A 26,162-nucleotide genomic window follows, 5' to 3' on the forward strand; every position below is an offset into this window, starting at 1 on the left:
CGTCTAAGGCGTCATCCAGCGCTTCCAGTACGGCCGAGGCGAGGTTCGTCGCGTGTACGATGCCCTCGTGCGCAGGGAGGCCGGACACTGTGGCGGCTTCGACGATGGTCCGGCCTGCGATGATTTCCGCGAGGATCGCGCGGCCGTGTGCTTCGGAGAACGCGTCGATACCGGCGAATTGCGGAAGCGGCGGAGGTCCAGGCCAATGCGCCGGGCGGGGCGGCTTCTTCTCGTTCATGGTTTGTACTCCGATCAGGCCGCGTGAAGGCGAGGTGGGGTTTCTAGGTCCGGCCCAAACACGGCCACCAGGGCGGGAGGCAAAGCGTCGGGAAGGTGCTGGCGGGGCGGGAGAAGGAGACGAAGAGCCGTCTGCCGGCCGTCCGTCCCCTCCGGGTCGGCGAGGTCTCGCATCTGCCGCTCGGCGGCCCGGAGGACGTCCGAAATCAGCGGCCGTCCGAGGGTGTCCGGGTGCTCCTCGACGATGTCGCGGATTGCTGCCTGGAGCGCGATCCCGGACCAAAGCCGGTCGAGGTCTCGCGCGCGATCAACCTTCCTCGCCATTGCTGTGCCCGGAGCCGGCGAGCCATGCCGGGCAACCAGACTGGCGGCGTGGGCGGCATGCCCCCTCGATAAGGCGCGCGCGGCCTCCACGAGCGCGAGGGCGGGAAGGTGCGCGAACCTTGCCTCCACCCGCTCTGCCGCTGCGCAATTCGACAGGCCGGTCATTTGAAGTTGTCGCCCGGCACCAAGCCGTCACGTCCCCAGACATTGCCGGAACGGACCCGAACCACTTGCGCGGCAAGCAGCTCCGAGCGGATCGCGTGGACGCGGTCGAAATCGAGACCCGTCGCCTTCGCGATATCGAACCCATCGAGTTCGAGGGGTTCGCCGGTACGGGTGTGATGCTCCACCACGAGGCCGAGAACCTTCGCGGCATCGGCCTTCAGCCTGCGGGTCTCGGCGAACTTGGCAACGCGCTCAGCGGTGGTGGTCACCACCGGGGCGGCCTTCTGTGTGGCGATCCCCCCGGAGAAGAGGTTGGTATGAGGGCCGCGCGTGCCGGGCCGGGCGCCTGCATTTCTGGCGGCAAGGGCGATGTCGGCCTTCTGGGACAGAGCCGCCGTAGCGGGAGTGGCGGAGGCCTTGCGCGTCGCGCGGGTGATCTGAGCATGGAACATGTGACACCTATGAGTGTGCCGGCGTGCAACTTGTTGCACGGCTCCGGCGGTGATTGCGAATGTAATCCGTGCACGCGGCACGGACGATAGAAGCTCTTGTGACGCGGCCCGGCGTCTTGCCCGCTTCAACCCGAACGATATCGTCGAGCTGATCTAGCAAGTCCGTCGGAGCGCGAACCTTGATGATTTGCACCGACAATTGTTCTCTCCCGTCACGGAGGAAGGATGGGTCCATTCCTCGCGGCTAGTACGTTCATGGACCGCGCCATTCCCGCTATGTTCCGCTTACCTTGCGGCCCCTAAGGTGGTCAATGGGGGGCAGCAGGTATTTTTCTAGACCATACCCTGTGCACGATCCCTCGTTACTTCACGATCCCTCGTCAACACTTTATCCGGACCTGACAGACGTCGAACTCTTACTGAAAAGGGACGGTGCACCCCTCGCCGAAGGGCGCCTTTCGCAGGCGCGCCTTCTCCGAGACACCTGAGCGGGGGGCGCGGTGTTGGCGCCCGCCGGTAGGGGGGAAGGTTGGGGCTGCAACGCTATGCCCCGTTACCTTCGCGCCATGCCGGTGGCGGAGAAGAGCCCGCCGCCGCGCATGTTGCTCTGAAGCTCCTCGCGGACCATGGCCCGCATGCTTTCCTTCACCTCGCGGGCCATCGCCTTTTGGTGCGCCTGATCCTGCGCCGCGTTCCCAGAGGAGCCCTGCGTCTGGATGATGATGTCTCCGAAGGTGACGTTGCCGCCCCCGCCGTTGCCGCCGTTGCCACCGCCGGACCCCGTGAAGCCTGTTGCACGGATGCCGAAGTTGCCGTCGGACATGCGGACGGTCGGGAAGATCGCCTCATCATCCTTCGCGATGATTGCCCGCTCGCGGCTCTTGAGCCCCATGCCGGGGGCACCGCCGCTCTGGACGATACCGCCCGCGTGGTAGCGCGGCGCGCCGTCCCAGAGGGAGCTTCCCGCCGGGGTCGAGCGCGTCACACCGGCACCCGTGCCGACGATGCCGCCCGTATGCATGACCCAACTGGAGAGCGAGCCCGCTCCGAGGTCGAGCCCGTCGCCCGCGAAGCCGGAGCCCACGTTGAACAGCTTCCCGATCCCGAGGTTCGCCCACGCGCCATCGCTGGAGCCGAGGGACTGGACCATCTTTTGGAAGGCGTTCTGGAGCGCGTTGCCGCTGGACGACACGTCCAGAGCGACGTCGTTGAACGCCTTGCCGAGCTGGGAGCCGCCCTGGTTGAGCGAGCCGGTCACGCCCTCCACGCCGTTGAGGATTTGCGGGTTCGCCCGGTCGAGCGAGTTGCCCATCTGGGAGAACGACGTATCGAGCCCGGCCGTCTTCGTGCTGATCTCGTCGAACTGCGAGTTGAGCTTGTTGACGGTCTCGTCCGACAGGGTTGCGCCCTGGAGGTCGAAGCCGCCGGCCTGCTGAGATGCCGTCGGGCCGAGCCCAGTCGTGGCGAAGCCCCGCGCGTTCTTCAGGCGAGCGCCGTAATCGTTGACTAGGGACAGGTCTCCGGCCGCCACCGCCTTCACGTAGCCTTCCGGCCGCTCGAACCGGATGCCGGCCTTCACGCCGTCCTCCAGGGTCGTGGCGCTCCGGAGCATCTTGAGTGACGCACCCTCGGAGGACGTCAGCTCCTTGCGGATGAACTCGATTTGCTGATCCGCCGTCGGATTGGGGCCGTACTCTCCGAGGAGCGCACGCTTGCGCGGGCCGAGAGCCTGGATCAGGCCATAAGCGCCACCGTTCGAGTTGACGACGTTCGGCTTGAAGCCACTCTCCGCCTGGACGTTGCCGAGGAAGCCGGCCACGCCCGCGTCCGTCGCCCCCAGGCCCTTGAGCATGGAGGAGAGCTTGGACGGGATGTCGCCGAAGCTGCCCGTGGCGCTGGTCGCTGCCGAGGACAGGTTCGCCACGGCGGTTGCCGCACCGTTGGCCGAGCTGGACAGAGAGGCCGAAACCGCCCCGCCGGCCCCGCCGCCCACGACGTTCGATAGGGTCGAGCCGATCCCGGCCGCCGCGACGCTGGACGCTGACGCAGCCGTGGTCGGAGCTGCCTTCACGCCGAAGGCCGACATGATCATGGTGCCGATGCTGCCGATCCCGCCGGCACCGGCCGTGCCACCCTGGCCGTCGCCGAACACGCTGGACAGGAGCGACCGGAAGAGCTGCCGCGAGGCGAACTTCAGGAGGTCGTTCGCGATGCTGTCCAGCATGTTCTTGAAGCCGGAGGAGCCGTTCTTAACGACGTCGACGAAGCCATCCTCAATCGTGTTGAAGATGGAGCCGAACATGCGGGCGCTTTCGTCGCCGACCTTCCGCGCGTCCTCGATGTAGCGCGTCACGGCGGTGTTGAAGCCGTCGCCGATGGTCTGGCGCGACTGCTTGGCCTTCTCCAGGGCATCGTATTCCTTGCCGTAGGCCGCCACCATGGCGTCCACGTCGGCCACGCCCGCCTTGCGTGCCGCGCGCTCCACCTCAATCATGGCCGCTGCACGCTCGCGCGCCTCGCCAGATAGGCCGAGAAGGCGGGCCTCGTCCTGCATCGCCGTGATGCGATCCTTCAGGTCTCCGTTCTGGAACTTCGTGTCGATGTTGTTAATTTCCTGCGCGCGCATAGCATTGCGAGCGGCAATGATGCGGTTCATCTCGGCTTCGTCTGTGACTTGCTCTTTCGTTGCACGGTTGAGCCGGTCGTATTTGATGTTGATCTCCTCGACGGCCTTGGCACGGTCCTGGCGCATGTCCGCCCGGAGGTCGCGGTCGGCGTCGGCAAGGTCGCGCTGTGCCTGCGTGACGCCGTTGATCGCTGCCTTGGCGCGGGCAAGCGTGGTTTCCGCGTCCAGCACCTTCGCATTGAAGGACCCCTGAGAGAGGGTGCCGGCATCGAGCGCCACCTTCAGGTCGCGAAGCACGGCCGTGTAGGTGTTCTGCGCAGCCGAGACGGCCGCCTGATTGTCGGCGAGCGTCTTCAGCGCGGGCACCTCGGCCGCGATTTTCTTCAGGTTCTCCGTGGCCTGCTGAAGGGCGATGGTGCCGTCCACCTTGGCAGGGCGGTCCAGCGTCGAGTTCACGCCGGCCACGGCCGCCTCCGTGGCAGTCGCGGTCTCCTTCAGCACCTTCATAGTAGCGGCGGCCCGGCCGAAGCCGTCCTGCGCCTTGGCGCCGGCCTCCGCCGCCTCCATCAGCTCCGTCGCGGCCCCGCGTAGGGCCGGGTTCGCCTCCGCCTTGATCGCGGCTGCATCCTGGAGGCCCTTGAAGTCGGCCTTGCCCGCCTGGACGCTCTTGCGGAAGGCTTCGATCTCCGTCCGGAACGGCAGGAACCGAGAGGAGAGCTTCGCGCCGTTCGTGGCCTCGAAGAAGCCGGGTGCGATGGCCGAGTTGAGGGCCTTGGCCTGCGCCTGGATTTCGTCGGCGAAGCCTTTGAGAGAGTTGCCCGTCTTCAGCGTCTCGCGGGCGCGCTCGGCAGCGGTGAGGCCCTTTACCGAGTTCGTGGCCGCGTCATAGTTCGCCCGGAGCTTGTCCGTCACGGCGGCGAGGTCGGTGCCGGCGGTAACCGACGCCTTGGTCTGCGTCAGCCAATAGGTGAGCGCGCCGGCCGCTGCCGTGATGGCGAGACCGATAGGACCACCGATGGCGCCCATGGCGACGGACAGGCCGCGCGTGGCAATGCTGGCGGCTGAAGCAGCCACGGCCACCCCGCGCGTCGCGACGCTGTAAACGAGGAGCTGGGACGCGGCTCCGCTGGCCGCCGCCCCCATTGCGAGGAACATCGGGACGATGCGCAGGGCCGCGATCACGGCGAGACCCGTTGCAACAAGTTGCACGTTCTCCGAGAGGAGTCGGAGAGCCGACAAGGCCGTGCTCACCGCCGAGGCGAAACCGCTCAAGGCGGTCTGCATCGCCGAGATGGCGGCCGGGTTCTGGAGGCCCTTCACGGCCTGGATGATGGCCTCGCCGATCCGGCGGGAGGCTCCGGTCGCAGCGTCCGCCTTGCCCACGAAGTCGATGGCGTAGTTTTTCGCCACCTCGAACGCCTGTCCGATGGTCACGCCCGTCTTGGCGAAGTCCGCCTCCAGGGCAACACGCTGGTTGCGCAGGGCGTTGAAGATGGCTTCGGTGGTGAGCTTGCCCTGTTCGGCATAGGTGCGCAGGGCGCCAATCGGGATGCCGACACCGCCTTCCGCATTCTTCAAGCCGGCGGCGATGGCCGCCGCGAGGCGCGGCGCCTGTTCCAGGACCGAGTTCAATTCCTCGCCCCGGAGCGTGCCGGAGGAGAGGCCCTGCGAGAACTGGAAGAGCGCGGCCTGCGCCGACTGCGAGTTGCCGCCAAAGATCGCAACGGCCTTGCTGACGCTGTCCGTCACCTCCAGCACTTCGCGCTGAGAGACGCCGAGCGTGCGGGTCGCCTGATTGAACTTCGTGTAGATTTCCGTGGTGCTCGCCATGGAAGTGCGGTTTCGGTTCGAGACCGCGAGCAAGGCGTCGTAGCTGTCCGTAAGGTTCTGAGTGCCGTCGGTGACCAGTTTGAGCTGGCTGATGACCTTCGTGTATTCGTCGGCGAGACCAAGCACGCGCCGCGCGCCGAAGGCCGTCGCCGATAGGATCGCGAAGGCGGCCAAGGCCGAGCGCACCTGTCCAATGCGGGACTGTGTCTCTCCGAGCGCGCGGTTGAAATCGAGCTGACTGCGGGTGCTTCCGGCCGAACCGTTGCCGGTTCCGCTACCACCTCCAGCCGGGCGCGGGGCCGGGGTTGGCGCAGGTATGGGACCGGGGGCCGGGATCGGGACAGGCGGAACGGGTCCGCTGCCGCCCAAACCGGCCATGCGCTGTGCGAGCGCGATCACCTTCCGATAGTCGCCCTGGAGCTGGACAAGCGAGGCGCTGAGGCTGGCGAGCTGCGCCCGGTAGGCTCCGATCCCGGCGGTGGAGGCCAGGGCCGTGTCCAGTCGGGCCACCTCCTTTCGCAGGGAAGCGAATACAGAGGCATTGGCAGTTAGGGTGGCAAGAGTAGCCGCCAGATTTTTGATGCCGCTGGCGGTGCCTCCAAGGCCATTTGCGGCCCTACTCGACTCACGGAGCTTCGTGGCGGTGTTCGATGCCTCCTGCCCAACCTGCGCAAGGGCGACACGTGCGGCCTGAAGCAGGCGCGCCATACGCGCGGCGTTCTGCTGGGCAGCGGCGGTGAAGGTATCGTTCGGGGACGTAGGGGCCGGCGAGGGGGAAGACGCTGGCGGGAGGATCGTCGGAGCAACCGGGCTCACGGGCGGAGGAGTCGTTGGCGGAGACGCGCCGCCACCGGCCCCGGTCGCCGGAAGGCGCGGAGGCGTGGTGCTGGCATATGCGGCAGCGGCGGCCGACGCGGCAGCGAACTGCGCTGGCAGAGCGGCAAGAGTGCCCTGGAGGGCCATGAGGCGCTGACGATACACCGTGACGCCTTGAGCGCTGCGCATCGTGGTATCGGCGCCCTGCACAGCCGTGGCGAGCTGCCCGGCGTTACGGGCCGCGCCGGACATGGCGGAGCCCATCTTGTTCGCCTGCGCCTGGGCATCCGCCATCTGCCGGGCAACCTGCCGGAGGGTGGTGCCCTGTGCCTGCAAGTCCGAACTGAGCTGCCGTATCGCAGCGCGCGCCTCGTTGCGCATGCGGATGGTGTAGAGGATTTCGCGACCTGTGGGCATAGCAGTGCCTCCCGTTGAGTTTGCTCAACTGAGACGGCTCACAAGCACAATGTCAATAATTCCTGCTATGCGCTGTAAATATTGATGCAGAAATTTACCCTCTAATATGCATAGCTCAGCCAGTGGCTACTCAGACCCTTAAGTGTTCGAGAGAAAGTCCTGGAAATTTGACGCTTGCAATGTCTTCAGCGAGCATTTTCGTCGGAAACCCACGGCCGTAGCCGGCGTCAACTCCAGTGTCGGCCCAACCGCCCAAGGCCCGCCGACGATCCTCTGGGACGCCAGCCTCGCGAAGTCGGTCGGCCCAGCCGTGTCGGAAGGAGTGGAATGTGGTCGAGGCCTTCGCTGCGCCGCAGCTCTTCAAAAAGCGAGCGAACCACTTCTGAAACGCGTCGGAGAAGTAGCCACGGCTATCCGCGCTCAACTCTGGGAACAGCCTACCTTGGGACGCCTTTCGAGCGTCGGCTACGAAGTCGAGAAAACCCATGGCGAGGATTTCCGGGTGTAGCGGGACGATGCGGGTTCCCGCCTTGCTCTTAACCCGCTGTGTGGCTTCTGCCGCCCGTACCAGGATGACCGGAACCCCATCGCGCTCCGCAATGTCATCCGGCGCGAGCTGGCAGCACTCATTCAGCCGAAGCCCATGGAACAGGCTCAGGATTGGAACCCAAAATCGTGCACGGCGTGGGCGGAGAGAACCAACCTTGGCGTAGCCTATCTCGTCGTCAGTGCATCCGGCGTAGAGCGGCGCGTTGAAAATGGCCCACATTTGTTGAAGCGAGAACGGCTCCCGCTTCGCTTGGGGGGCTTCCTCAATCGTTAGCCCAGCGGCGGGGTTCTTGCTCAACCACTCCTCCCGGACGGCCCAATTGAAGAGCGTTGCCATCTTCGTGATGTGCGAGTTCACGGTCTGTGTGTTGAGCGGAGCCAGCCCTTCACGCTTTGCAGTCTCAGCAGCCTGCGCCAGCGAGAAGGCGGGGAACCGCTTCGTCGCATTCGGTGGTAGCGCCCGGAACAGGTCACGAACCTGCTTAGCGTGGTCGCGCGAGAGCCCGGTGACGTCCATGTCCGTACCGACCAACTCTCGGAGGGCGCGGAAGACCATCCCATAGTCCGCGTTCGTTTTCCCGGTACGCGAGCCCCGACCGGGGTCGCTTTCGAAAGCGCGGATGAGATCGTCCAGCGTCCGTTTAGGCTGCACATCAGGTCGCGGCGTGCCGTCGAAGAGTGGATCGCCTTTGCTACCTGTGCTGCCCGCGAGGGCGGCCACTTGTCGGGCGTTGAGCGCGAGCATGGCGCGCCGCACCACGCTTGCCAATCGGCGGTAGGGATCGCCGTTCCAGTCAACGTTCGGCCGGCGCACCGAACGGCGCAGCTTTCCAGGGCCGTGCGGCTCCGGAGGCATGCCAGCGCGCAGTAGGATTTGATCTGTCGTCGCCCGCACCGCTTCGAGGTAATCGTCCGGCCGGGGGCTTTCGAGGATTTGGCCCTCCGCCCGCGCATCGGCCAGGACCACATCCCAATCCACAAAACGCAGCTCGTCCCTCTCTTCGGGCGAGCGTGCAACTTGTTGCACGGCTTCTTCGAACCACCGGACGGCAAGGTCTTCGATTTCGCGCGGTGCCAGCCTCTCTAGGCGGCCGGATACGAGAAGCTGCCGCGTATGAGCGATTTCTGAGCGCTGCCGCCTCACCGTCTCCCACTCTCGCTCCAGCCGCGCTTGCTCGATGCGAAACCGGGTAAGCGCGACGCGCCGATCCTTCGTCCGAAGGCTGCGAACGAGATGTGACCGCCCGACGTCACGGGCGATATCCACCGGCACCCGCATGCGGAGATAGAACGTGCCTTCGCGGGTCGTGAGATTGGGGTGGTGGGCCACAGGTTCACCGCTCAATGTGTCACAGTCGTGTGTCACAGTCGCGTCTGAGAAGCTGTTTTCCATCAGTATCTTGTGCCACCACAGGCACTTAGAAGGCAAGTGGTGGGGCACGCATCCTGTCCAAACCGGTCTCTGCTGCCGTTTCCCTGCTAACAGGGAAAACAACAGGGAAAACGGAGGGATGCAGCTGCCGGGGTCGATTTTGGCAAGCAATACCGCAGCGGATGCAATGATTTAGGGGGCAATTCCCTGTGCGGCGGAACAGGGAATTGGTCTCAGCCAAACAGGGACGCGCTTGGTCGAAACAGGCAAGCCGATCGGTTGGAACAGGGATCGTCTCGGGCCAAACGCAAAAAGGCCGGAGAGCCGCGAGGCTCTCCGGCTGTATGGAGTTTCGAGGATCAGGGGAGGGGGCTCAGGTCTCTCCCAGCTTCGAGCACATATCACCAGCGTCGACGAACCGAACCGTGATGCCAGGAGGATCCTTTGGTCCTTCATCGAGAAGCAGCAACCGCTCCTCGAACGACATGCCATCGGGCTCGTCCGCCGGCGCCAGGGCCTTGATGTTATCGAAGAGGAGTTTGGCGGCTTTCATATCGCCCTGCATGGCCTTCCGGGTGAGCTGCTGGGCGAGTGCCTCGATCTGGGTTGTCCGGATCGTGCGGCCATCCTTGGTGATGGTGATCGGCTCACGTGCAGCCTGGGTAAATGCGTCCAGAAGATCGCGCCGGCCGAGTGGGGCCGAGTGGCCTCGGGGCCGGCCGCGGGGATTGCCGGACTGGCCCTTCCGGAAGCGATGGTTGGCCGGCGGCTTGCCATACCCGACTTCGTACCCGGTGGGCCGCTTGGGTTTGATCATCGTGGTGTTCGCAGCGTCAGCCATCACGCAGCCTCCTCGAGCAGGGCAGGGGCCGTACGGGTCGATCGGACCTCGTCCCAGGTCTCGTCCGTACCGTCGAGAATGACGTCACGGCCCGTGAACGCCTGCCAGCGCCGAACAGCGACATCGACATAGACCGGGTCCAGTTCGAGCACCCGCGCCTCACGTCCCGTCTTCTCCGCAGCCAGCAAGGTCGTACCGCTGCCCGAGAACGGATCGAGGACGATCGCACCGCGGCGCGTGACGTCCTTGATCGCATCGACGACCAGGGCCACCGGCTTGACTGTCGGATGCAGTGCCAGATCCCCCGCGCCCTTGAAGGTGTTGACCCCGGAATAGGTCCACACGTTCGAACGGTTGCGCCCATGCCGGCCGAGCTCGACGTTGTTGGTGTGGATGGCCGTGCCGACCTTGTAGAGCGCGATCAGCTCGTGCTGCGAGCGGTAGAGCGAGCCCTGCCCCGGATTGGTCTTGCTCCACACGATCAGGTTCTTCTGCTCGCCGTAGAGCGGGCGGGTCGCGGCATGTAGCTCCGGTAGGTGACGCCAATCCATGCAGACGTAGTGCAGGGCGCCATCACGGGAGACCGAGACCGCATGTCCGAGGCTCTCGCTCAGGAAAGCCGTGAAGGCCTCCTCCGTCATCTCACCCGAGCCCATGACGAACTCGCGATGCTGGACGCGGCCGCGGCCCATGACGTGGCCGTTGACGGGCACGTTGTAGGGTGGATCGGTGAAGACCATGTCGGCCTCTCGTCCACCCATCAGACGCTCGACATCATCGCGGCTGCACGCGCTGCCGCACAGGATCCGGTGAGGTCCGAGCTGCCACAGGTCGCCGAGCCGGGAGACCGGTGCTTCCGGCTCAAAACACTCGTCCTCGCGCGAGGCGAGGCGCTCCTCTTCGAGATCCCCCGTCAGCAGATCGAGTTCGGCGATCTCGAAACCGGTGATCGACAGATCGAGGCCGATCTCGGGCAGGTGGATGGCGAGCTCACCGAGTTCGAGGGCAAGCGTTGCCCGATCCCAGCCGGCGAGGGTCGCGATCTTGTTGTCGGCGATCGCATAGGCGCGCTTCTGCGTCTCGCTCAGGTGATCGAGCTGGACGGTCGGGACCGTGGGCAGGCCGAGCTGCTTGGCCGCCAGCAACCGTCCGTGCCCAGCGAGCACGAGGCCGGCGTTGTCGACGACGAGCGGCACGGTGAAGCCGAACGCCCTGATGCTGTCGGCGATCTTGGCGATCTGCTTCTTCGAATGGGTGCGGGCGTTGCGCGGGTTGGCCCTGAGGGCAGCCGGAGCCTGGTCGAGGATGGTCAATCCGGCCGTGGGGAAGGCAGGCGTGTTCGTCGTCATGATGAGGATGTCCTTGGAAAAGCGCGCACGACGACGGGCCCGCATGCCCGAAGGCAGCAGGGTAGGAGTCAGCGCGGTGATCTGAGAGAAGGGCCGCTCGGCCCGGAGGCAGGAACGCCCCGGAGCAGGCGCTGCGGGGCGAGGGGACATGCAATCGCGCGGCGGGCTGTGCAAGCGCGCCGTTCGGGGAGGATCACAATTGCGGGTGGATCCAAGCCGGTGCGCTGCGGACGCAAAGACTTCGACTTAACGAAAGTGCGCAGTTTGCCCGTCGGGTGTCAAGATCGTCTCTCACCAGCATCTCCGCAGGGGGACTACTCATCGAAGATTTCGAGGAAATCCCTTCGGGTTCCGACATGCTAAGAGGAAGCACACAGGGTGGAGTTTCTGCCCATCATCCGTGCTTGATGGGATCTCGTAAGCCCGGTCTATGACTGAGTCGGTTGAAACTTCGCCAGTCCGGTCTGAAGAAACGAGATCAATGAAGCGGACGTTCGTCCGGGAAATGAGGATTGACGGCTCCGCGCCTATAGTTACCATCCGGTCTAATACGACGGCATCTCCTAAGCAAGGTATCGTGGTGAACCGCAGCAGGACTGTATCATTTTAGTATAATACACAATAAAAATCACCAATCATCTTAATTTCGTTTTCTATTTTGTTGTTACTTTTTTTATTCAATTATAAACGGAATCCTTATTGCAAGACCGCTCGAATGAAACTTGATACTGGAAACAGCCTCGAACATTAATAATGTTGATATTATTCAGCATTCATATTTTTGGGGTTATAAGCGATCGCGGGTATAATAACATAATCAACGAACAGCAGGTAATTTTCCGTGAGTTTTTAGTTTTGCTCGCCATACATTACTTTCGACAAGTTTCGCGATCACTGACGCGAGCACCTTCGCGACCCCTTCACTCCCGCGAACGTTTAACGTGCGCTGAGAAACCACGACCGATAGCCGCCAAGAAGGCGTCGGATCTACGATTGGGATTGCGACCATCTCGCCCCGTGCGATCTCCGCCGATAACGCGAAATGCGGCATAATTGCCGCGTACTTCTTCGAGCGCACGAGTTCCGCGATGGCCGGCAGGCTTTCGCAATCGATTGCCGTCGGCGTGACCTCGTGGCGTGCGGCCAATTGCTCGATCACAACGCGAAGGATGTTCGGACGCCCTGGCAACACGAGCGGCAATGGCAGCCGGAAGACATCCTGGAAGCTGATATGATCCTGGCAGGCGATCGGGTGGCGCGAAGGCATGATGAGCATCAGGTCCTCGATCATCATTTCGGTCCACGCCACATGCTCGAAAGCTTTGTGGTCGTAGAGCAGCGCCACGTCGAGGCGACCAGCCTGTATCCATTCGTCGAGGGTGCCGCTCATCGCCTCGACGATATGGAGCGTGATGTTCGGCAGCGCCTTGGCGATTTCCTCGTAGAGTGGCAGCGACAGTCCACGGCATGCGGAAGTCGGCAGGCCGATGGAGATGCGTCCGCTTGGGCTCGTAGCCTGGGAGCGAACGGTGTCCTTTGCCCGTTCGACCTCGTGCAGGATGCGACGGGCATGCTCGTAGAACGTCAGGCCCTGCTCGGTTGGCGTGACGCCACGAGCGTGGCGGAAAAACAGCTCGACGCCCAGCTCGTCTTCAAGATTCCGGATCTGCTGACTGAGCGAGGGCTGGGCCACGCTCAGAACTTCGGCAGCGCGGGAGACGTTCCCACTCTCCGCAATCTGTACGAAGTACCGAAGCTGACGAAGATCCATGTACGCTCGCTTTCCGACGAGAGATCCGCAAATTTCGAGGCTCGCGTCAAATGCTCTGCCAGAGAGCAATTTGCCTATCCTATGGGCAGTGATAAGAAATTTTCATACTTCTACCAATGAGTTATTCTCTACATCACTCGATCGATTCTGCCTATCGAGCAGGCCGATAGTTTTTTCCTATAGTAAGTATCGGAAATCGGTCTTTGATATTCGTTGTCTTGAGTGACCAATCTTATAAGTGTTCCGAGTGGAGCGAGCGCTATCCAGCGGCGCATATTAGGTAATCAGAGAGTTTTGCATGAAGGCGCAGAGATACTTGTGCAGCCTCGTCCTGGCTGCTCCGATCGTCCTTGGCGTGCCGACGTCCGTATTGGCGCAGCAGGAGTCCTGCATCGGGAATTCCGCAGCCATCACGGGTCCCGCAGCCTTCGGTGGTCAAGCCATCAAGATGGGCGCCGAAATCGCCATCGACGAAATCAACGCCAAGGGTGGCGTGCTGGGTAAGCCGCTGCGCTTCGTCCAGTACGACGATGCCGGGGCACCGCCCCGCGGCGTCGACAACACCCGCCGCATCGCTCTGGCGGACAAGTGCGTGGTGATCCTCGGAGGCTATCACTCCACCGTATCGGTCGCGCAGGTCGAGCCGGTGCACGCCCTTGGTATCCCGTTCGTCGGCGTGCTCGCCGCAAACACGCAGGCAATCGAGAACGGCCGTAGCCCGAACTACATGTTCCGGGTCTCGGCGAAGGACAAATGGGTCGCTCGATTCCTGGTCGAGCAGGCCGCGAAGGTTTCGAAAACTGGCAAGATCGCGTTCTTCTACGAGAATACCGGTTGGGGCAACGGCGCACTGCCCGACGTCAAGGACGCAGTTGCAAAGGCTGGTAAGCAACTCGTCGCGACGGAGACCTTCAACTGGAATGATCAGGACATGACTCCGCAGGCGATCCGCGCCCGGGATGCCGGCGCGGACGTGGCTCTGTTCTGGGCACTCGACCGCGAGGGCAACCAGATCCTGCGCTCGATGGACAAGGTCGGATACAAGCCGACGATCATCGGTGCTTGGGGCATCGCCGGCAATCTCGGTGAGCTCGCCGGGCCGCTCGCCAACGGCGTCGAGGTCGTGCAGACCTACAGCTTCATGGGCGATCTCGACCCGAAGGGCCAGGCGCTCTGGCAGAAGATCCAGGCCAAGTACGGCTTGAAGGATCCCGCGCAGATCAAGATGGGCTCGGGCGTCGCGAACGCCTACGACGCGGTCTTCATCGTAGCCAAGGCGATCGAGAAGGCCGGCGCCTACGATTGGAAGAAGGTCCGCGAGGGGTTGTACGGCGTCAGCCATGACGGGCTGGTTGCCAAGTACGCCCCGGCCTTCGACGTCTCGGATCCCGAGCGCCAGGACGCAATTCTGCCGCGCGACTACAAGCTCACTGTCTGGTTCGACGGCAAGCTGCTGCCGATCGCGCAAACTCCGTACGGTAAGGCGAACTGAGCGGGTTGCGGACCGGCGCTTCGTTGCCGGTCGACCACGCTGCGATGGGCGGGAAGCGGATCATGACGACGGCGCTGCAGTACACCCTCTCGGGCCTCGCCATCGGCGGGATCTACGCCCTGGTGGCGCTCGGCTTCCATATCATGTGGTCCGCCGCCAGGGCCGTGAACTTCGCCCATGGCGACACCCTCATGCTGGGAGCTGTGCTCGCGGTGCTCGGCGTCGATGCCGGTCTGCCCCTTCCGCTTGCCTGTCTGCTCGCCATCGCCGCCGGAGGGGTCTTCGGTATCGTGCTGGAGCGCTTCGCGGTGCGGCCCTTCACAGGCACGAACGCCTCGATCGGCTGGATGCTCACCACCATCGCGGTGGGCATCATGATCGAGTCGCTGGCAACGATGCAGTTCGGCGGCTTCTCGCGCCCGCTGCCCTCGCCGGGGGTCGCGAAGCCCATCACGATATGGGGGGCTGGCATCTACCCGCAGGAACTCCTGATCCCGGTCGTGGCCGTGGTGGCAATGATCGGCTTCCGCCTGCTCCAGAAGCGGACCCTGGTCGGGCGCGCCATGCAGGCCGTGGCACACAACCGACAGGCGGCCTCTCTCATGGGCATCGACGTCAACCGCATTGTGATGCTGTCGTTCGGGCTGGCCGCCCTGTTCGGCGCCGGGGCCGGGGTGCTGGTCGCGCCGGTCATCCAGGTCTCCGCCACGATGGGCGTGCTGCTCGGCCTGAAGGGCTTCGCGGTCGCGATCATCGGCGGCATCACCAGCGCGCCCGGCGTCGTCGTGGCCGGCTTGATTTTCGGCGTCATGGAGAAATTCGTCGAAGGATACGTCTCGACGGCAGCCCGCGAGATTGTCGGCTTCGGTTCGATGATCGTTGTCCTTCTCGCCTTTCCTCAGGGCCTGTTCGGCAAGCGGGAAATCTTCAAGGTATGAACGCGCTCTTCCGCCTCGGCTTTGCGCTCCTCGCGCTGACCCTCGTCGCCGTCCCCCTGACGGCCGGCAACGAGTACGAGCTCCGGCTCTTCATGCTCTTCCTGATCTACGGGATCATCGCCGTCGGTCTGAACGTGCTTGTCGGGCTCACCGGCCTCGTCTCCCTCGGTCAGGCTGGCTTGTTCGCGCTAGGCGCCTACACGGGCGGCATTCTGGCGATTCGGTTCGGCTTCGACATCCTGCTCGCCAGCCTCGGGGCGGCCGTGGTGTCCGGCCTGTTCGGCGTCCTCCTGGCATATCCCACGGTCCGGGTGCGCGGGGTCTATCTCGCGGTGGTGACCATCGCCTTCGGCCTCATCGTCGAGAATGTCGCGATCGAGTGGCAGTCGCTTACCGGCGGCACCACAGGCTTGAGTGGCATTCCGGGCCCCAACATCCTTGGTTTCCCGCTGACGGGCTACGCCTTCTACGGGGTTCTCGCCGTCACCCTGTTCACCGTCACCCTGCTTGCCCATCACCTCAAGTGGTCGCCCTATGGCCGCGCCATGCTGGCGGTTTCCCAGAGCGAGACCGCGGCGCGCAGCCTCGGCGTCAACGTGACGGCGATCCGCACCCTGGCCTTTGTGGTGGCGGCCATGACCGCCGGAATAGCCGGCAGCTTCTACGCGTTCCTCAATGCCTACATCTCGCCGGACATCTTCACCTTCTCGGATTCGATCCGCTTCCTGCTGATGGTCATCCTCGGCGGTGCGGCCTCAACGTTCGGTCCCGTCATCGGCGCGGCCGTCCTGACCTACCTTCCGGAGCTGCTGCAGCAGTTCGCCGAGTGGCAGAAGTTCGCCTACGGGGCGCTCCTCCTCCTCGTGATGTTCGGCTTGCCGCGGGGCATTCTCGGCACTTTGAGCAACCTGTCAGGCCGTCTGCGGCCGGTGGCGCGCGGCATCGATCCTCGTGAGGGGACCCTGGCAGCCGAGTTCCTGCGGGACGGTGCGCGTGGGTCGGCCGAACTGGTGACGGACAGTCTGACTGTGCGCTTCGGCGGGTTGACGGCGCTGTCGGCGGCCTCGGTCCGCGTCAGACCCGGCGAGATCCATGCTCTCATTGGTCCAAACGGTGCCGGCAAGTCGACCTTCGTGAACACGATCTCGGGTTTCTACAGTCCGACCGAAGGTTCGTTCAGCCTCGATGGCATCCCGCTCGCGGGCCTCAAGCCGCATCGGATCGCCCGGCTCGGCCTCGCCCGCACCTTCCAGAACACAGAGCTGTTCGGCGAGATGAGCGTGCTGGAGAACGTCATGGTCGGGGTCGAGCAACGCCGGCGCTACGGCTTGGCCAGCGCCCTCCTGCGGACCCCCGGTTTCCGGCACGAGCAGGATGCATGCCGCCGTGCCGCGATCGGCCTCTTGGACTTCGTCGGATTGGCAGAATACGCCAACGAGGCCGCGCGCTTCCTGCCCTTCGGCCATCAGCGCCGCCTGGAGATCGCCAGGGCCCTCGCGGCCCGGCCCCGCTTGCTCCTGCTGGACGAGCCGGCCGCCGGCCTCACCAGCGGGGAGATCGACGATCTGGAGCTCATGATCCGGAAGATTGCCGCCCTGGACGTCTCGGTCTTGCTGATTGAGCATCACGTCGACCTGATCATGGCGGTGGCCGACACTGTGACGGTGCTGGATTACGGCCAGATCATCGCCAGCGCATCACCCTCTGTCGTCCAGGCCGATCCTCGGGTGATCGAGGCCTATTTCGGCAGCCCCCTGGTGCAAGCATCCGTGACGGAGGCCGCATGAGCATTCCTGATCCCCTTCTCTCGGTCGAGGGTATCGAGGTCCGCTATGGCGCCGCCACGGCTCTGCGCGCGGCCAACCTGTCGATCCGGCCCGGCCAGCTCGTTGCGGTGATTGGCAACAACGGTGCCGGAAAGACATCGCTGATGCGTGGCCTCACCGGCCTCGTCCGGCCTTCCGCCGGGCGGGTGATGTTCAAGGGCGAGGACACGACGCGCCTGGCCGCCCACGCCAAGGTCGCGCGCGGGCTCGTGATGGTGCCCGAGGGCCGGATGCTGTTTCCCGACCAGAGCGTCGAGGACAATCTGATCCTAGGGGCCTACGTCCACGGCGGGTTGAAGCGGCTCGAGGCCAAACGCAACCTGGAACGGTCCCTGACCCTGTTTCCGCGCCTGCGCGAGCGCCTTCAGCAGCCGGCCGGCAGCATGTCGGGCGGCGAGCAGCAGATGCTAGCCATCGCCCGCGGCCTGATGACGGAGCCGGACCTCCTCGTCATCGACGAACTCTCCCTCGGCCTAGCGCCGAAGATCGTCGAACAACTCATCGGCATCCTGCGCGATCTCAACCGCCAGGGCCTTAGTATTCTTCTCGTCGAGCAGCTTGCCTCGTACGCCCTCGCCATCACGGACTACGCCTACGTAGTGGCGCATGGGCACGTCGAGCGCGAAGGGCCGAGCGCCGTCCTGGTGCGGGACCCGGACGTCATGGCGGCGTTTCTCGGCAAGAAGAAAGCCGCCTGATCCCGGGGCGGCCAGCCTCGCGACACGGTCGACAGAGACGCGCTTCGGTAAGCTTCGGAGCACGAACGATCCCCCACGTCCCAATCGAAGGACAAGCCATGCCCCAACGCGTCGTCGACCTGAGCCTCCTGATCGAGGACAACATGCCGGCCCACAAGCTGTTTCAGCGGCCGGTCATCACGACACATATGAGCCACGAGAGTTCGAAGGCGCTCAACCTCGGCGTCCCTGGCGACGCGATGACGTTCCAGACCAACTTCATCGCAATGCTTGACCACGTCGGTACCCATGTGGACGCTTTTCGCCACGTGAACCCGAACGGTGCGGCCGTCGACGAGATGCCGCTCGACCTGTTCATGGGCAAGGCGGTGTGCTTCGACCTGCGCCACATCCCAGATCTCGGCGACATCACGGTGGCCGACATGGAAGCGGCCGAGGAACAATGTGGCGTTAGGGTCGACGGTCACATCGTGCTGCTCTGCACCGGTTTCCATGCGCGCAACTACCCTGGCCTGGATTCCGTCTGGAAGAACCCACTGCTGACGGCGGAAGCCACGCGATGGCTCCACGCGCGCGGCTCGAAGATGCACGGCGTCGAGGGTCCCTCGACTGACAAGCCAAGCGACGACATCTTCGCCCAGCACCGGCTCTGTCGCGAACTTGGCATAAGCCATTGGGAATGGCTGGTGAACCTTGAGGAACTCGTCGGACAGGGAGTGGTGCAGTTCTTCGGGGTTCCGCTGAAGTTCAAGGGCGGCTCCGGCTCGCCGGTGCGTGCCTTCGCGATCCTCGACGCCTGATACCGCCGCCGGAGCCACGAACTTCGTGGGCTTCGGCCCCGGCATCCGTTTTTGAACCCAGGCCCCGTTCCGCAGCCACCTCGCCCGGAGGATCGTGATGAGCGAGTTCGACTTCATGAGTGCGCTGGACCTGCGGCGCCTCGTGGCGACCCGGCAGGTCTCACCGGTCGAGCTGACCGAGCGGGCCCTGAATCGGGCCGAGGCCACCCAATCCAGCCTGAACGCCTTCTTCGTGCTGATGCCGGAGGAAGCCCGCGCCGCCGCCCGGCAGGCGGAGGCGGCGGTCATGCAGGGGGGAGCGCTCGGCCTGCTGCACGGCCTGCCGGTGTCGGTGAAGGACCTCATCTCCATTGCGGGCCAACCCTTCGCCTCGGGCTCCCGGGCGATGGCGGACAACGTCGCCGCCGTCGATGCCCCTTCGGTGGAGCGCCTGGGGAGGCACGGGGCCGTCATCATCGGCAAGACCACGACCAGCGAGTTCGGCTGCAAGCCGGTCGGGGACTCGCCCCTGACTGGGATCACGCGCCACCCCTGGGATCTGGCCAAAACCCCCGGAGGATCGAGCGCCGGGGCCGCGGCGTCGGTCGCGGCCGGCATCACCCCGTTCGCACTCGGAACCGACGGTGGGGGCTCGCTCCGGATCCCCGCCGCGCTTACGGGTCTCGTCGGTCTCAAAGCGCAGTTCGGACGTATCCCCGTATGGCCGACCTCCGCGACCCCGACGCTCGCCCATGTCGGCGCGCTGGCCCGGTCCGTCGGGGATGCGGCGCTGCTAACCACGGCCGTGGCTGGCCACGACACACGGGACCCGTTCTCCGTCGCCGGCCCCGTTCCGGATCTCCTAGGAGCGGTCCAGTCTTCCGTCGCCGGACTGCGCGTCGCCTGGAGCCCGACGCTCGGCTATGCCCGGCCGGACCGGGACGTGGTCGAGATCTGCCGCGCTGCCGCGATGGCGCTAGCCGAACAAGGCGCCGTCGTCGAGGAGGTCGAGACCGTGTTCGACGGCGATCCCGGCGATCTCTGGACGGCTGAGTTCTATGCCGGCGTCGGCACGCGCCTGCGCGGCGTCCTGGAGACGCAGCGCGATCTCCTCGACCCGGCCGTGGCGGACGTGCTCGATGCGGCCCTCGCGCAGGAGATGCGTGCCTATTACGAGAGCGTGTTCCGGCGCTACGCGCTTCGCGATGCCATGGTTCGCTTCTTCGACCGCTACGACGTGCTGCTCTCGCCGACCGTTCCGGTCTCGTCGCTCGCGGCCGGATGCGATCTGCCCGCGCGGTTGTCGGACCGCAGCCTCGTCACCTGGGTATTCTATACCTATCCTTTCAATCTCACGGGGCAGCCGGCCGCCTCGGTCTGCGCGGGCCTGGGCGCGGACGGAATGCCGGTGGGTCTCCAGATCGTCGGCCGCAGCCTCGGTGAGGTGGACGTGGTTCGGGCGGCGGCGGCTATCGAGCGTACCAAGCCTCCGGGCTACAACCTCAAGCGGCCGGTCGTCTGATCGAGCCGTGTCGGTAGCCCCGATCAGGGAGCCGACTCCCTGTGGAATGTCCCGCAACCTTGCGTGCGCACGGCGGCCCTGTCTGTGGAGCGGAGCTGAAACATGGCCATCTCAAAATTCTACTTCGGTCATCGCTGAAGCGAGGGAATATCCCTGCCGAGCGCGGTCAGGATCGGCGCCGATCCTGACCGCGCCAAAATCTTGAATCCTGTTGATTTTTGAGAGACTTGGCGACGAGTATCATGGGGGTCATGCTTCGACGCCGATCCATAGCGATAGCCCGCCCTTTCGCGAGCGTAGAACGGTAAGCCTGTCCCCGAAAGAGGCTGGGTTGTTGAATGTTGCCGACGGTAGTTGCGGCGCTTGAGATCGATAGGATCGCCTTCGATCCCGAAGAGCGCCCGGTAGAGTGGCGTCACCTATTTGGCATCACCGCGATCAGGGCGAGGCTGATCAGGATGAGCACGGCCAGGGATGCCGATACCGCCAGCGCGACTTGCCGTCCGACACGTATGACCGCCCGCAAATCCACGCCAAGGCCAAGTGCTCCCATGGAGACGACAGTCAGCGTTGCGGCTAAGTCAGAGATCGGCGTCCTAAGCGAAAACGGGACAAGTTCGAGGGACCGCAAAGCGGCGAGGGTTAGAAATCCGAGAATGAACCAGGGCGCCACCTTGGAGAGAGCGATGCGCTCGTGCTGGACGGATGGGGCCGTGCTATTGGCACCGCCGCCGACCAGCCGGGGTGCCAGTATCATGAAGGCCATTACCATAGGCCCGAGCATCAGCACGCGTACCAGCTTCACCAAAGTGCCGACCTGCGTGCTAACGAGTCCTACCGGAGAGGTTGCGGCAATGACCTGCGGAACCGCGTAGACGGTCAGGCCAGCCAAGACGCCGTACTGGTGCTGGCTCAGGTTCAACAGTGGAACAAACAAGGGAAGCGCGACCACCAGGAGCACCCCAAGAATTGCAGTGAAGGCGATCGAGGCGGCAACGTCCTGTTCGTCCGCTCCGATCACGGGTGCGAGCGCCACGATAGCCGAGTTTCCGCAGATCGCGTTACCACAAGCGATCAGGATCGCCATCCGGATCGGGACACGAAGCGCTTGGCAGATCCACAATCCCGCACCGATCGAGATGACGACTATGGCAATGATCCCGCTCACCAGTAGTGGTCCCGTTTCAGCAATCTTGCCAATGCTCACGGAGGCGCCGAGAAGCGCGACGGCGAATTCGAGAAGAGGCTTTGCACTGAACTGGATGCCAGGCTGGAAGCCGGAGGCGGGTTGCCAAGCGGTTCGTATCGCTGCCCCGACCAGAATGGCGATAATCAACGCGTCGAGATAGGGCTGACCGAAGACACCTCGCTCGAGTTCGACGAGCTGGAACGAGATGAACGCGAGACCAGTGCAAAGCGCGATGCCCAGCAGGCGCGAGACGATCCATGTCCAGCAGGCTCGGATGACACTCAGCCTCTTTCTGGCGCAACGGTCGTGCGGGCTCGGCGCGAGTAAATCAACGGGTTCAACCGCCCTCGCGTGGACGATCTCGGGACGCCGCTCGTACGCACTCTGTTCGAGCAATCGGCACGTTTCCTTGAGTAGGGCATCTATTTCCGCGTCGCTGAAACGAAGGCTCACTTCTCGACGAAGGCCTTCTCGATGACGTAGTGGCCAGCCTCGCCGTGGTTACCTTCCACGTACCCGCCGCTGATCAGCATCTCGCGGGTGTCGCGGATCATGTCCGGCGAGCCGCACAGCATGAACCGGTCGTTCTCCACGGACATCGGCGGCAGTCCGATATCCTCGAACAGCTTACCGGAGGTAATCAGGTCAGTGATCCGGCCGCGGTTGCGGAAGGGCTCGCGGGTGACGGTGGGGTAATAGATCAGGCCGGCGGTGATGACCTCGCCGAGGAACTCGTGGTTGGGCAAGTCCTGCGTGATCGTCTCGCCATAGGCGAGCTCCGAGACCTGCCGGCAACCATGGACGAGAACGACCCTCTCGAAGCGCTCGTAGGTCTCAGGATCCTTGATGATCGACATGAACGGCGCGAGGCCAGTGCCAGTGCCTAGGAGATAGAGGTTTTTACCCGGCATCAAATTGTCGAGCACCAGCGTACCGGTAGGCTTCTTGCCGACGATGATCGGGTCCCCGACCTTGAGGTGCTGCAGCCGCGAGGTGAGCGGGCCGTTCTCGACTTTGATCGAGAAGAACTCAAGCTCTTCCTCGTAATTGGCCGAGACGACGCTGTAGGCGCGCAGCAGCGGACGGCCCTCGACCTCGATTCCCATCATCACGAACTCGCCGTTGCGGAAGCGGAACGCCGGGTCACGGGTGGTGCGGAAAGAGAACAGTGTGTCGGTCCAGTGGTGGACGCTGAGAACCCGTTCTTCAAGATACTTGCTCATGACATCACCTGCGGCGTCTAAATGAAATCACGCGGCTGCCGGGTCGGAGACGCCGAAGACGGCTTTGAGCTTGTCGCTGCGTCCGTCCCACTCAGCCGCGTCGGCGAGCGGGTCGAGCTTTTCACTGATATTCGGCCAGATAGCGGAATACTTTGCGTTGAGGGCAAGCCAGCCGTTGAGGGCCGGCTCAGTATCGGCTTTGATCGCCTCGGCGGGACATTCCGGCTCGCAGACGCCGCAATCGATGCACTCGTCGGGATTAATCACAAGCATGGTATCGCCGACATAGAAGCAATCGACCGGGCAGACTTCGACGCAGTCAGTGTATTTGCAGCGGATACAGTTGTCTGTGACGACATATGTCATTACAAAACCTTGCTAATTTATTCAGATTTCTGGCGCAATTAGAGAACAGCCGAGAGATCCTGTCCTTCGAGATTGATCGCGAGCCCCTTGAGCGAATCGAGGCTAACTTCGCCGCCCATGGCACGGATGCTTTCCTCGCGGATAAGCGACATCAGCCCCCGGCGCAGGCCCAGAAATTCCGATGACAGGGTCATCGAGGGCTCGCGCGGCCTCGGCAACGGCACCGCAACCTCGGCCTTGATGCCGCCGGGACGGGCCGTCATCACGTAGATGCGGTCCGACAGGAAGATCGCCTCGTCAATGTCGTGCGTCACGAAAAGGACCGAGATCTTTAACCGCTGCCACATATTGGTGAGGATCTGCTGCATGATCAGCCTGGTCTGCGCATCGAGCGCCCCGAACGGCTCGTCCAAGAGCAGGATGCGCGGTCCAGTGGCCAGCGCCCGCACGATGCCGACGCGCTGCTTCATGCCGCCGGACAGACGATCGGGATAGTGGTTCTCGAACGGGGTGAGACCTGCGAGACCGAGCAACGTGCGGGCACGGCGCTCGCGCTCGCTGCGGGACACGCCCTTCATCTTAAGGCCGAACTCGACATTCTCGCGGACGGTCTTCCAGGGGAACAGCGAGTATTGTTGGAAGATCATCCCCCGATCCGCGCTAGGGCCGGAGATCGCCTCGCCATCCACGGTCACGGTTCCGCCCGATGGCGTCAGGAAGCCAGCAAGCGCGTTCAGAAGAGTCGACTTCCCGCACCCGGATGGACCGACAATCGAGACGAACTCGCCGGGCTGGACGTTGAGAGAGACGTCGGAGACCGCATCGACGGCGCCCTCCATGGTCTCGTAGCGTAGGCAGAAGTCGTGGACCTCGATCAGGCCTCGAGCCGTTCCGGCCATGGCGTGTCCCCTTTGTCCAGTGAAACAGGAGGTCGAGTTGGAGTCGGCCTCAGCGGGCCGTCCCCCCGGGCATCACGATGCGGCCGAGCACGCGGATCGCGAAGCTCGATCCGAGACCGAGGACGCCGATCGTAATCATCCCGAGTGCGATGTCGGAATACTGGACCAGGGAGTATGCCTCCCAAGTGAAATAGCCGATGCCGAATTGGCCAGAGATCATTTCGGCGGCGATGAGCGAGACCCAGGCGACGCCCATGCCGACCGTCAGGCCAGTGAAAATCTGCGGGAGCGAGGCCGGAAGGTAGACCTCGCGGAAGACCGAGGCCTCCCGAGCACCAAGGCAGCGCGCGGCTCGCACCAGCACCGGATCGACGGTCGCCATACCCTGGAGCGTGTTGATGAGGATCGGGAAGAACGACCCGAGGAACGTGATGAAGACGATGGATTCCTCATTCGTCGGCCACAGCATGATCGCCATCGGCACCCAGGCGATGGCCGGGATCGGCCGCGTGAACTCGCAGATCGGAAACACGATCTCGCGAAGGATCTGAAAACGGCCCATCAACAGACCGAGGGGGATCGCGACTGAGCTGGCGAGGGTGAAACCGTAGACGATCCTTCGGCAGCTCATCCAGATATGCTCGCCGAATATGGGATTGTGGAACGCGAGGATCGCACGGTCCAGCACGTCGGCAGGGCTCGGGACGTTGGTGAAACGGACGTAGAACGTCGCACGGTTGACGGTCAAAAGCTGCCAGATTGCTACGAAGATGGCGATAGAGACGAGACCGAGCGCCATGGCCCGCAGCTGTCCACGATGAAGCCGGAGCCAGCGTGCCACGCGATCCGTCGGGACAGCCGGGAGGGGCGCCGGTCCAGCTTTGGCTTTGGCGGGTGCCTCGGCGGGAAGCGTCAACGCTGGCACGGTCTCAGGGAGTTGGCGAAGTGCGGCTTCCATGGGATCAACCTCCCGACACAGCGGCCTTGATGGCCTCGTCGTAGGGCATCACCCTCGCCCCGGATTTCTCGGCCGCAGCTTCGGCATCCCGCTTCAGCAGGTAGGGGGAAATGTCTCCCTTGCCACCGACCGCGTAGAACGCCTCCTTGGCGAAAAGCTTGATACCGCGCGATGTATCGAAGACGTAGGCAACGTTGATCTCCTTGCCCTTGGCCTTAAGATCATCGAGAGCGCCCAGCGTGCAGGCTGCACTCGAATAGGGATAGATATTTCCGCCCTTGACCCAGATTTCGCCGGCCTTCCGCGGATCGGAAACGGGTTTTTTGCAGAAGCCGTCCTTGCCCGAAACCTCGTAATTTGAGGTGCTAACGACCTGCTTCTCGTAGTCGAGCCCGCTGTCGGCAAAGACCCTGCGCAGCGGCTTGTCGTTTACCCAAGACGTAACGTCGAACTCCTTCACGCGGTCGAGCTTCTGCAGGACCTTCACGTCCTCCTTGGCCGCGTCGACCAGTTGCGGCTTAATGGTCGGATCGATGGTCATGATCCCGCCCGGACCGAGGAAGATGTAGACGACCTCCTTATCCGTACCGGTCCAGGCCGAGATCTGCTCGGCCGCGCGCTTCGGGTCGGCCTTCACCCAGGCCTGTGCATCGAGGATCGCTCTCAGATAGGCGTCGACGATTTCAGGATATCGCTTGGCGAAGTCGGTGCGGACCACGACGCCGTGCCAGGTCGGCAGATTGGTCTCGACGCCGTCGAAGACCTTGCGGGCAAAACCCCGGAACGGCAGCAATTCGGCGAACGGGACGAAATCGGCGTGCGCGTCGATCTTCTTCTCCTGGAGATTGGTCGAGCCGACTTCGGGGCTCTGGTTGACTAAGCGGAACCAAGTCTGCGGATAACCCTTGTCCTGCAATGCCTTGAGTACCATGCCGTGCGCGGCCGAGCCGAATGGGACGCTAACCACCTTCCCCTTCAGGTCATCGAAGGAAAACGCGTCGGTCTCTTTGTTAACGACGATGCCATTGCCGGAGCCGTAGAGATTGTAGGCTGCGACGGCAATGAGCTCGGACTGGCTCTCCGGGTTGTTCTTAAAGGTGAAGCCGTTCACGACAAGCGGATAATCGCCCATCGCTCCGAACTGCAGCTTGCCGGCCATCATGCCGTTGGTGACCGGCGGCCCGGAGGTGAAATTCTGCCAGTCAAGGGTAATCTTGACGTCGGCATACTTGCCGGTTTTCGGCAGGTGCTTCTCGAGCAGCTTAAGCTGGCGGATCACGACGCCGACGGTGGCGGTGTTCGTCGTGGTATCCTGCGTGCCGATGCCGACCGTCAGAGCGGTCTCGGCACAGGCGGGGGTCGCGAGCATCGCACCGGCTGCAGCGAGCAGCGCAATAGCAGAGACCGCACTTCGTCCAACCCAAGTCGACGTCATCATGCGCTCCCTTTGATGAAATGCCGTTTCGACATCCAGGGCATGATCGGGCGCTTGATGGATCGCGATCAAATGGAGAGACCAATGT

21 protein-coding genes are annotated in these 26,162 nt (G+C 63.8%); 6 read left to right on the forward strand and 15 right to left on the reverse strand.

All coding sequences use genetic code 11. The features are described from left to right. From MBTS_RS00025 to MBTS_RS00060, 8 genes are all read right to left on the reverse strand, one after another. A partial coding sequence (locus tag MBTS_RS00025; protein ID WP_192214809.1) for a hypothetical protein occupies positions 1–238 on the reverse strand: 238 nt, incomplete at its 3' end. 14 nt (positions 239–252) lie between these two features. After that, positions 253–561 (reverse strand): hypothetical protein, encoded by a 309-nt coding sequence (locus MBTS_RS00030; protein WP_192214810.1) that lies wholly within the window; start codon positions 559–561, stop codon positions 253–255. Between the two features lie 161 nt (positions 562–722). Continuing rightward, positions 723–1,178 carry a hypothetical protein gene (locus tag MBTS_RS00035; protein ID WP_192214811.1) on the reverse strand — a complete coding sequence of 152 codons (456 nt, stop codon included), beginning with the start codon at positions 1,176–1,178 and terminating at the stop codon, positions 723–725. Positions 1,179–1,731: 553 nt separating this feature from the next. Next, positions 1,732–6,867: a phage tail tip lysozyme gene (locus tag MBTS_RS00040; RefSeq protein ID WP_192214812.1), complete on the reverse strand. Its 5,136-nt coding sequence runs from the start codon at positions 6,865–6,867 to the stop codon at positions 1,732–1,734. A 130-nt stretch (positions 6,868–6,997) separates the two neighbouring features. Further along, a complete protein-coding gene (locus MBTS_RS00045; protein WP_192214813.1) occupies positions 6,998–8,809 on the reverse strand; it encodes a site-specific integrase in 1,812 nt (603 codons plus the stop codon). A 352-nt stretch (positions 8,810–9,161) separates the two neighbouring features. Next, positions 9,162–9,629: a DUF5681 domain-containing protein gene (locus tag MBTS_RS00050; protein WP_192214814.1), complete on the reverse strand. Its 468-nt coding sequence runs from the start codon at positions 9,627–9,629 to the stop codon at positions 9,162–9,164. Beyond that, positions 9,629–10,978, reverse strand: a complete 1,350-nt coding sequence (locus MBTS_RS00055) for a site-specific DNA-methyltransferase (protein WP_238254110.1) — start codon at positions 10,976–10,978, stop codon at positions 9,629–9,631. Before MBTS_RS00055 ends, MBTS_RS00050 begins: the two co-directional genes overlap by 1 nt. Positions 10,979–11,795: 817 nt before the next feature. Continuing rightward, entirely contained in the window at positions 11,796–12,749 is a 954-nt protein-coding gene (locus MBTS_RS00060) for a LysR family transcriptional regulator (RefSeq protein ID WP_192214815.1), read from the reverse strand. A gap of 298 nt (positions 12,750–13,047) precedes the next feature. Between MBTS_RS00060 and MBTS_RS00065 the strand changes: the two genes are divergently transcribed. The 6 genes from MBTS_RS00065 to MBTS_RS00090 all read left to right on the forward strand — a co-directional run bounded on the left by MBTS_RS00065 (position 13,048) and on the right by MBTS_RS00090 (position 20,004). Next, complete coding sequence (locus MBTS_RS00065; protein ID WP_192214816.1) at positions 13,048–14,241, forward strand: ABC transporter substrate-binding protein; 1,194 nt, start codon at positions 13,048–13,050, stop codon at positions 14,239–14,241. 62 nt (positions 14,242–14,303) lie between these two features. Further along, positions 14,304–15,179 carry a branched-chain amino acid ABC transporter permease gene (locus MBTS_RS00070; protein WP_192214817.1) on the forward strand — a complete coding sequence of 292 codons (876 nt, stop codon included), beginning with the start codon at positions 14,304–14,306 and terminating at the stop codon, positions 15,177–15,179. Beyond that, positions 15,176–16,966, forward strand: coding sequence for a branched-chain amino acid ABC transporter ATP-binding protein/permease (locus MBTS_RS00075; RefSeq protein ID WP_192214818.1), 1,791 nt, complete (start codon positions 15,176–15,178; stop codon positions 16,964–16,966). The genes MBTS_RS00070 and MBTS_RS00075 overlap by 4 nt, the downstream gene beginning before the upstream one ends. Next, positions 16,963–17,703, forward strand: a complete 741-nt coding sequence (locus MBTS_RS00080) for an ABC transporter ATP-binding protein (protein ID WP_192214819.1) — start codon at positions 16,963–16,965, stop codon at positions 17,701–17,703. Before MBTS_RS00075 ends, MBTS_RS00080 begins: the two co-directional genes overlap by 4 nt. A 98-nt stretch (positions 17,704–17,801) precedes the next feature. After that, entirely contained in the window at positions 17,802–18,503 is a 702-nt protein-coding gene (locus tag MBTS_RS00085; RefSeq protein WP_192214820.1) for a cyclase family protein, read from the forward strand. Positions 18,504–18,597: 94 nt separating this feature from the next. Then, the gene (locus MBTS_RS00090) at positions 18,598–20,004 is read left to right on the forward strand and encodes an amidase family protein (protein WP_192214821.1); all 1,407 of its coding nucleotides are present in this window, start codon (positions 18,598–18,600) and stop codon (positions 20,002–20,004) included. 128 nt (positions 20,005–20,132) lie between these two features. Here the strand turns inward: MBTS_RS00090 and MBTS_RS00095 are convergent, their stop codons facing one another. From MBTS_RS00095 to MBTS_RS00125, 7 genes are all read right to left on the reverse strand, one after another. Then, positions 20,133–20,423: a hypothetical protein gene (locus tag MBTS_RS00095; protein ID WP_192214822.1), complete on the reverse strand. Its 291-nt coding sequence runs from the start codon at positions 20,421–20,423 to the stop codon at positions 20,133–20,135. After that, on the reverse strand, positions 20,420–21,469 hold the full coding sequence (locus MBTS_RS00100; protein WP_192214864.1) for a YeiH family protein: 1,050 nt from the start codon (positions 21,467–21,469) through the stop codon (positions 20,420–20,422). The genes MBTS_RS00095 and MBTS_RS00100 overlap by 4 nt, the downstream gene beginning before the upstream one ends. Positions 21,470–21,642: 173 nt before the next feature. Further along, positions 21,643–22,416, reverse strand: a complete 774-nt coding sequence (locus MBTS_RS00105) for a ferredoxin--NADP reductase (protein ID WP_192214823.1) — start codon at positions 22,414–22,416, stop codon at positions 21,643–21,645. 27 nt (positions 22,417–22,443) lie between these two features. Further along, a complete protein-coding gene (fdxA, locus tag MBTS_RS00110; protein ID WP_192214824.1) occupies positions 22,444–22,782 on the reverse strand; it encodes a ferredoxin FdxA in 339 nt (112 codons plus the stop codon). Between the two features lie 38 nt (positions 22,783–22,820). Next, positions 22,821–23,681: an ABC transporter ATP-binding protein gene (locus tag MBTS_RS00115; protein ID WP_192214825.1), complete on the reverse strand. Its 861-nt coding sequence runs from the start codon at positions 23,679–23,681 to the stop codon at positions 22,821–22,823. Positions 23,682–23,730: 49 nt separating this feature from the next. Beyond that, positions 23,731–24,639, reverse strand: coding sequence for an ABC transporter permease (locus MBTS_RS00120; RefSeq protein WP_192214826.1), 909 nt, complete (start codon positions 24,637–24,639; stop codon positions 23,731–23,733). Positions 24,640–24,643: 4 nt separating this feature from the next. Then, positions 24,644–26,008 carry an ABC transporter substrate-binding protein gene (locus MBTS_RS00125; RefSeq protein WP_238254126.1) on the reverse strand — a complete coding sequence of 455 codons (1,365 nt, stop codon included), beginning with the start codon at positions 26,006–26,008 and terminating at the stop codon, positions 24,644–24,646. Positions 26,009–26,162 lie beyond the last annotated feature (154 nt).

It is taken from the genome of Methylobacterium bullatum (assembly GCF_014845095.1).
In the GTDB taxonomy this organism is placed as follows: domain Bacteria; phylum Pseudomonadota; class Alphaproteobacteria; order Rhizobiales; family Beijerinckiaceae; genus Methylobacterium; species Methylobacterium bullatum.

What these genes read in the sequence shown, in the direction of transcription:
- MBTS_RS00030 (WP_192214810.1), bottom strand. Translation starts at nt 561, where the DNA reads ATGGCGAGGAAGGTTGATCGCGCGCGAGACCTCGACCGGCTTTGGTCC.
- MBTS_RS00035 (WP_192214811.1), bottom strand. Translation starts at nt 1,178, where the DNA reads ATGTTCCATGCTCAGATCACCCGCGCGACGCGCAAGGCCTCCGCCACT.
- MBTS_RS00040 (WP_192214812.1), bottom strand. Translation starts at nt 6,867, where the DNA reads ATGCCCACAGGTCGCGAAATCCTCTACACCATCCGCATGCGCAACGAG.
- MBTS_RS00045 (WP_192214813.1), bottom strand. Translation starts at nt 8,809, where the DNA reads ATGGAAAACAGCTTCTCAGACGCGACTGTGACACACGACTGTGACACA.
- MBTS_RS00050 (WP_192214814.1), bottom strand. Translation starts at nt 9,629, where the DNA reads ATGGCTGACGCTGCGAACACCACGATGATCAAACCCAAGCGGCCCACC.
- MBTS_RS00055 (WP_238254110.1), bottom strand. Translation starts at nt 10,978, where the DNA reads ATGACGACGAACACGCCTGCCTTCCCCACGGCCGGATTGACCATCCTC.
- MBTS_RS00060 (WP_192214815.1), bottom strand. Translation starts at nt 12,749, where the DNA reads ATGGATCTTCGTCAGCTTCGGTACTTCGTACAGATTGCGGAGAGTGGG.
- MBTS_RS00065 (WP_192214816.1), top strand. Translation starts at nt 13,048, where the DNA reads ATGAAGGCGCAGAGATACTTGTGCAGCCTCGTCCTGGCTGCTCCGATC.
- MBTS_RS00070 (WP_192214817.1), top strand. Translation starts at nt 14,304, where the DNA reads ATGACGACGGCGCTGCAGTACACCCTCTCGGGCCTCGCCATCGGCGGG.
- MBTS_RS00075 (WP_192214818.1), top strand. Translation starts at nt 15,176, where the DNA reads ATGAACGCGCTCTTCCGCCTCGGCTTTGCGCTCCTCGCGCTGACCCTC.
- MBTS_RS00080 (WP_192214819.1), top strand. Translation starts at nt 16,963, where the DNA reads ATGAGCATTCCTGATCCCCTTCTCTCGGTCGAGGGTATCGAGGTCCGC.
- MBTS_RS00085 (WP_192214820.1), top strand. Translation starts at nt 17,802, where the DNA reads ATGCCCCAACGCGTCGTCGACCTGAGCCTCCTGATCGAGGACAACATG.
- MBTS_RS00105 (WP_192214823.1), bottom strand. Translation starts at nt 22,416, where the DNA reads ATGAGCAAGTATCTTGAAGAACGGGTTCTCAGCGTCCACCACTGGACC.
- fdxA (WP_192214824.1), bottom strand. Translation starts at nt 22,782, where the DNA reads ATGACATATGTCGTCACAGACAACTGTATCCGCTGCAAATACACTGAC.
- MBTS_RS00115 (WP_192214825.1), bottom strand. Translation starts at nt 23,681, where the DNA reads ATGGCCGGAACGGCTCGAGGCCTGATCGAGGTCCACGACTTCTGCCTA.
- MBTS_RS00120 (WP_192214826.1), bottom strand. Translation starts at nt 24,639, where the DNA reads ATGGAAGCCGCACTTCGCCAACTCCCTGAGACCGTGCCAGCGTTGACG.
- MBTS_RS00125 (WP_238254126.1), bottom strand. Translation starts at nt 26,008, where the DNA reads ATGCTCGCGACCCCCGCCTGTGCCGAGACCGCTCTGACGGTCGGCATC.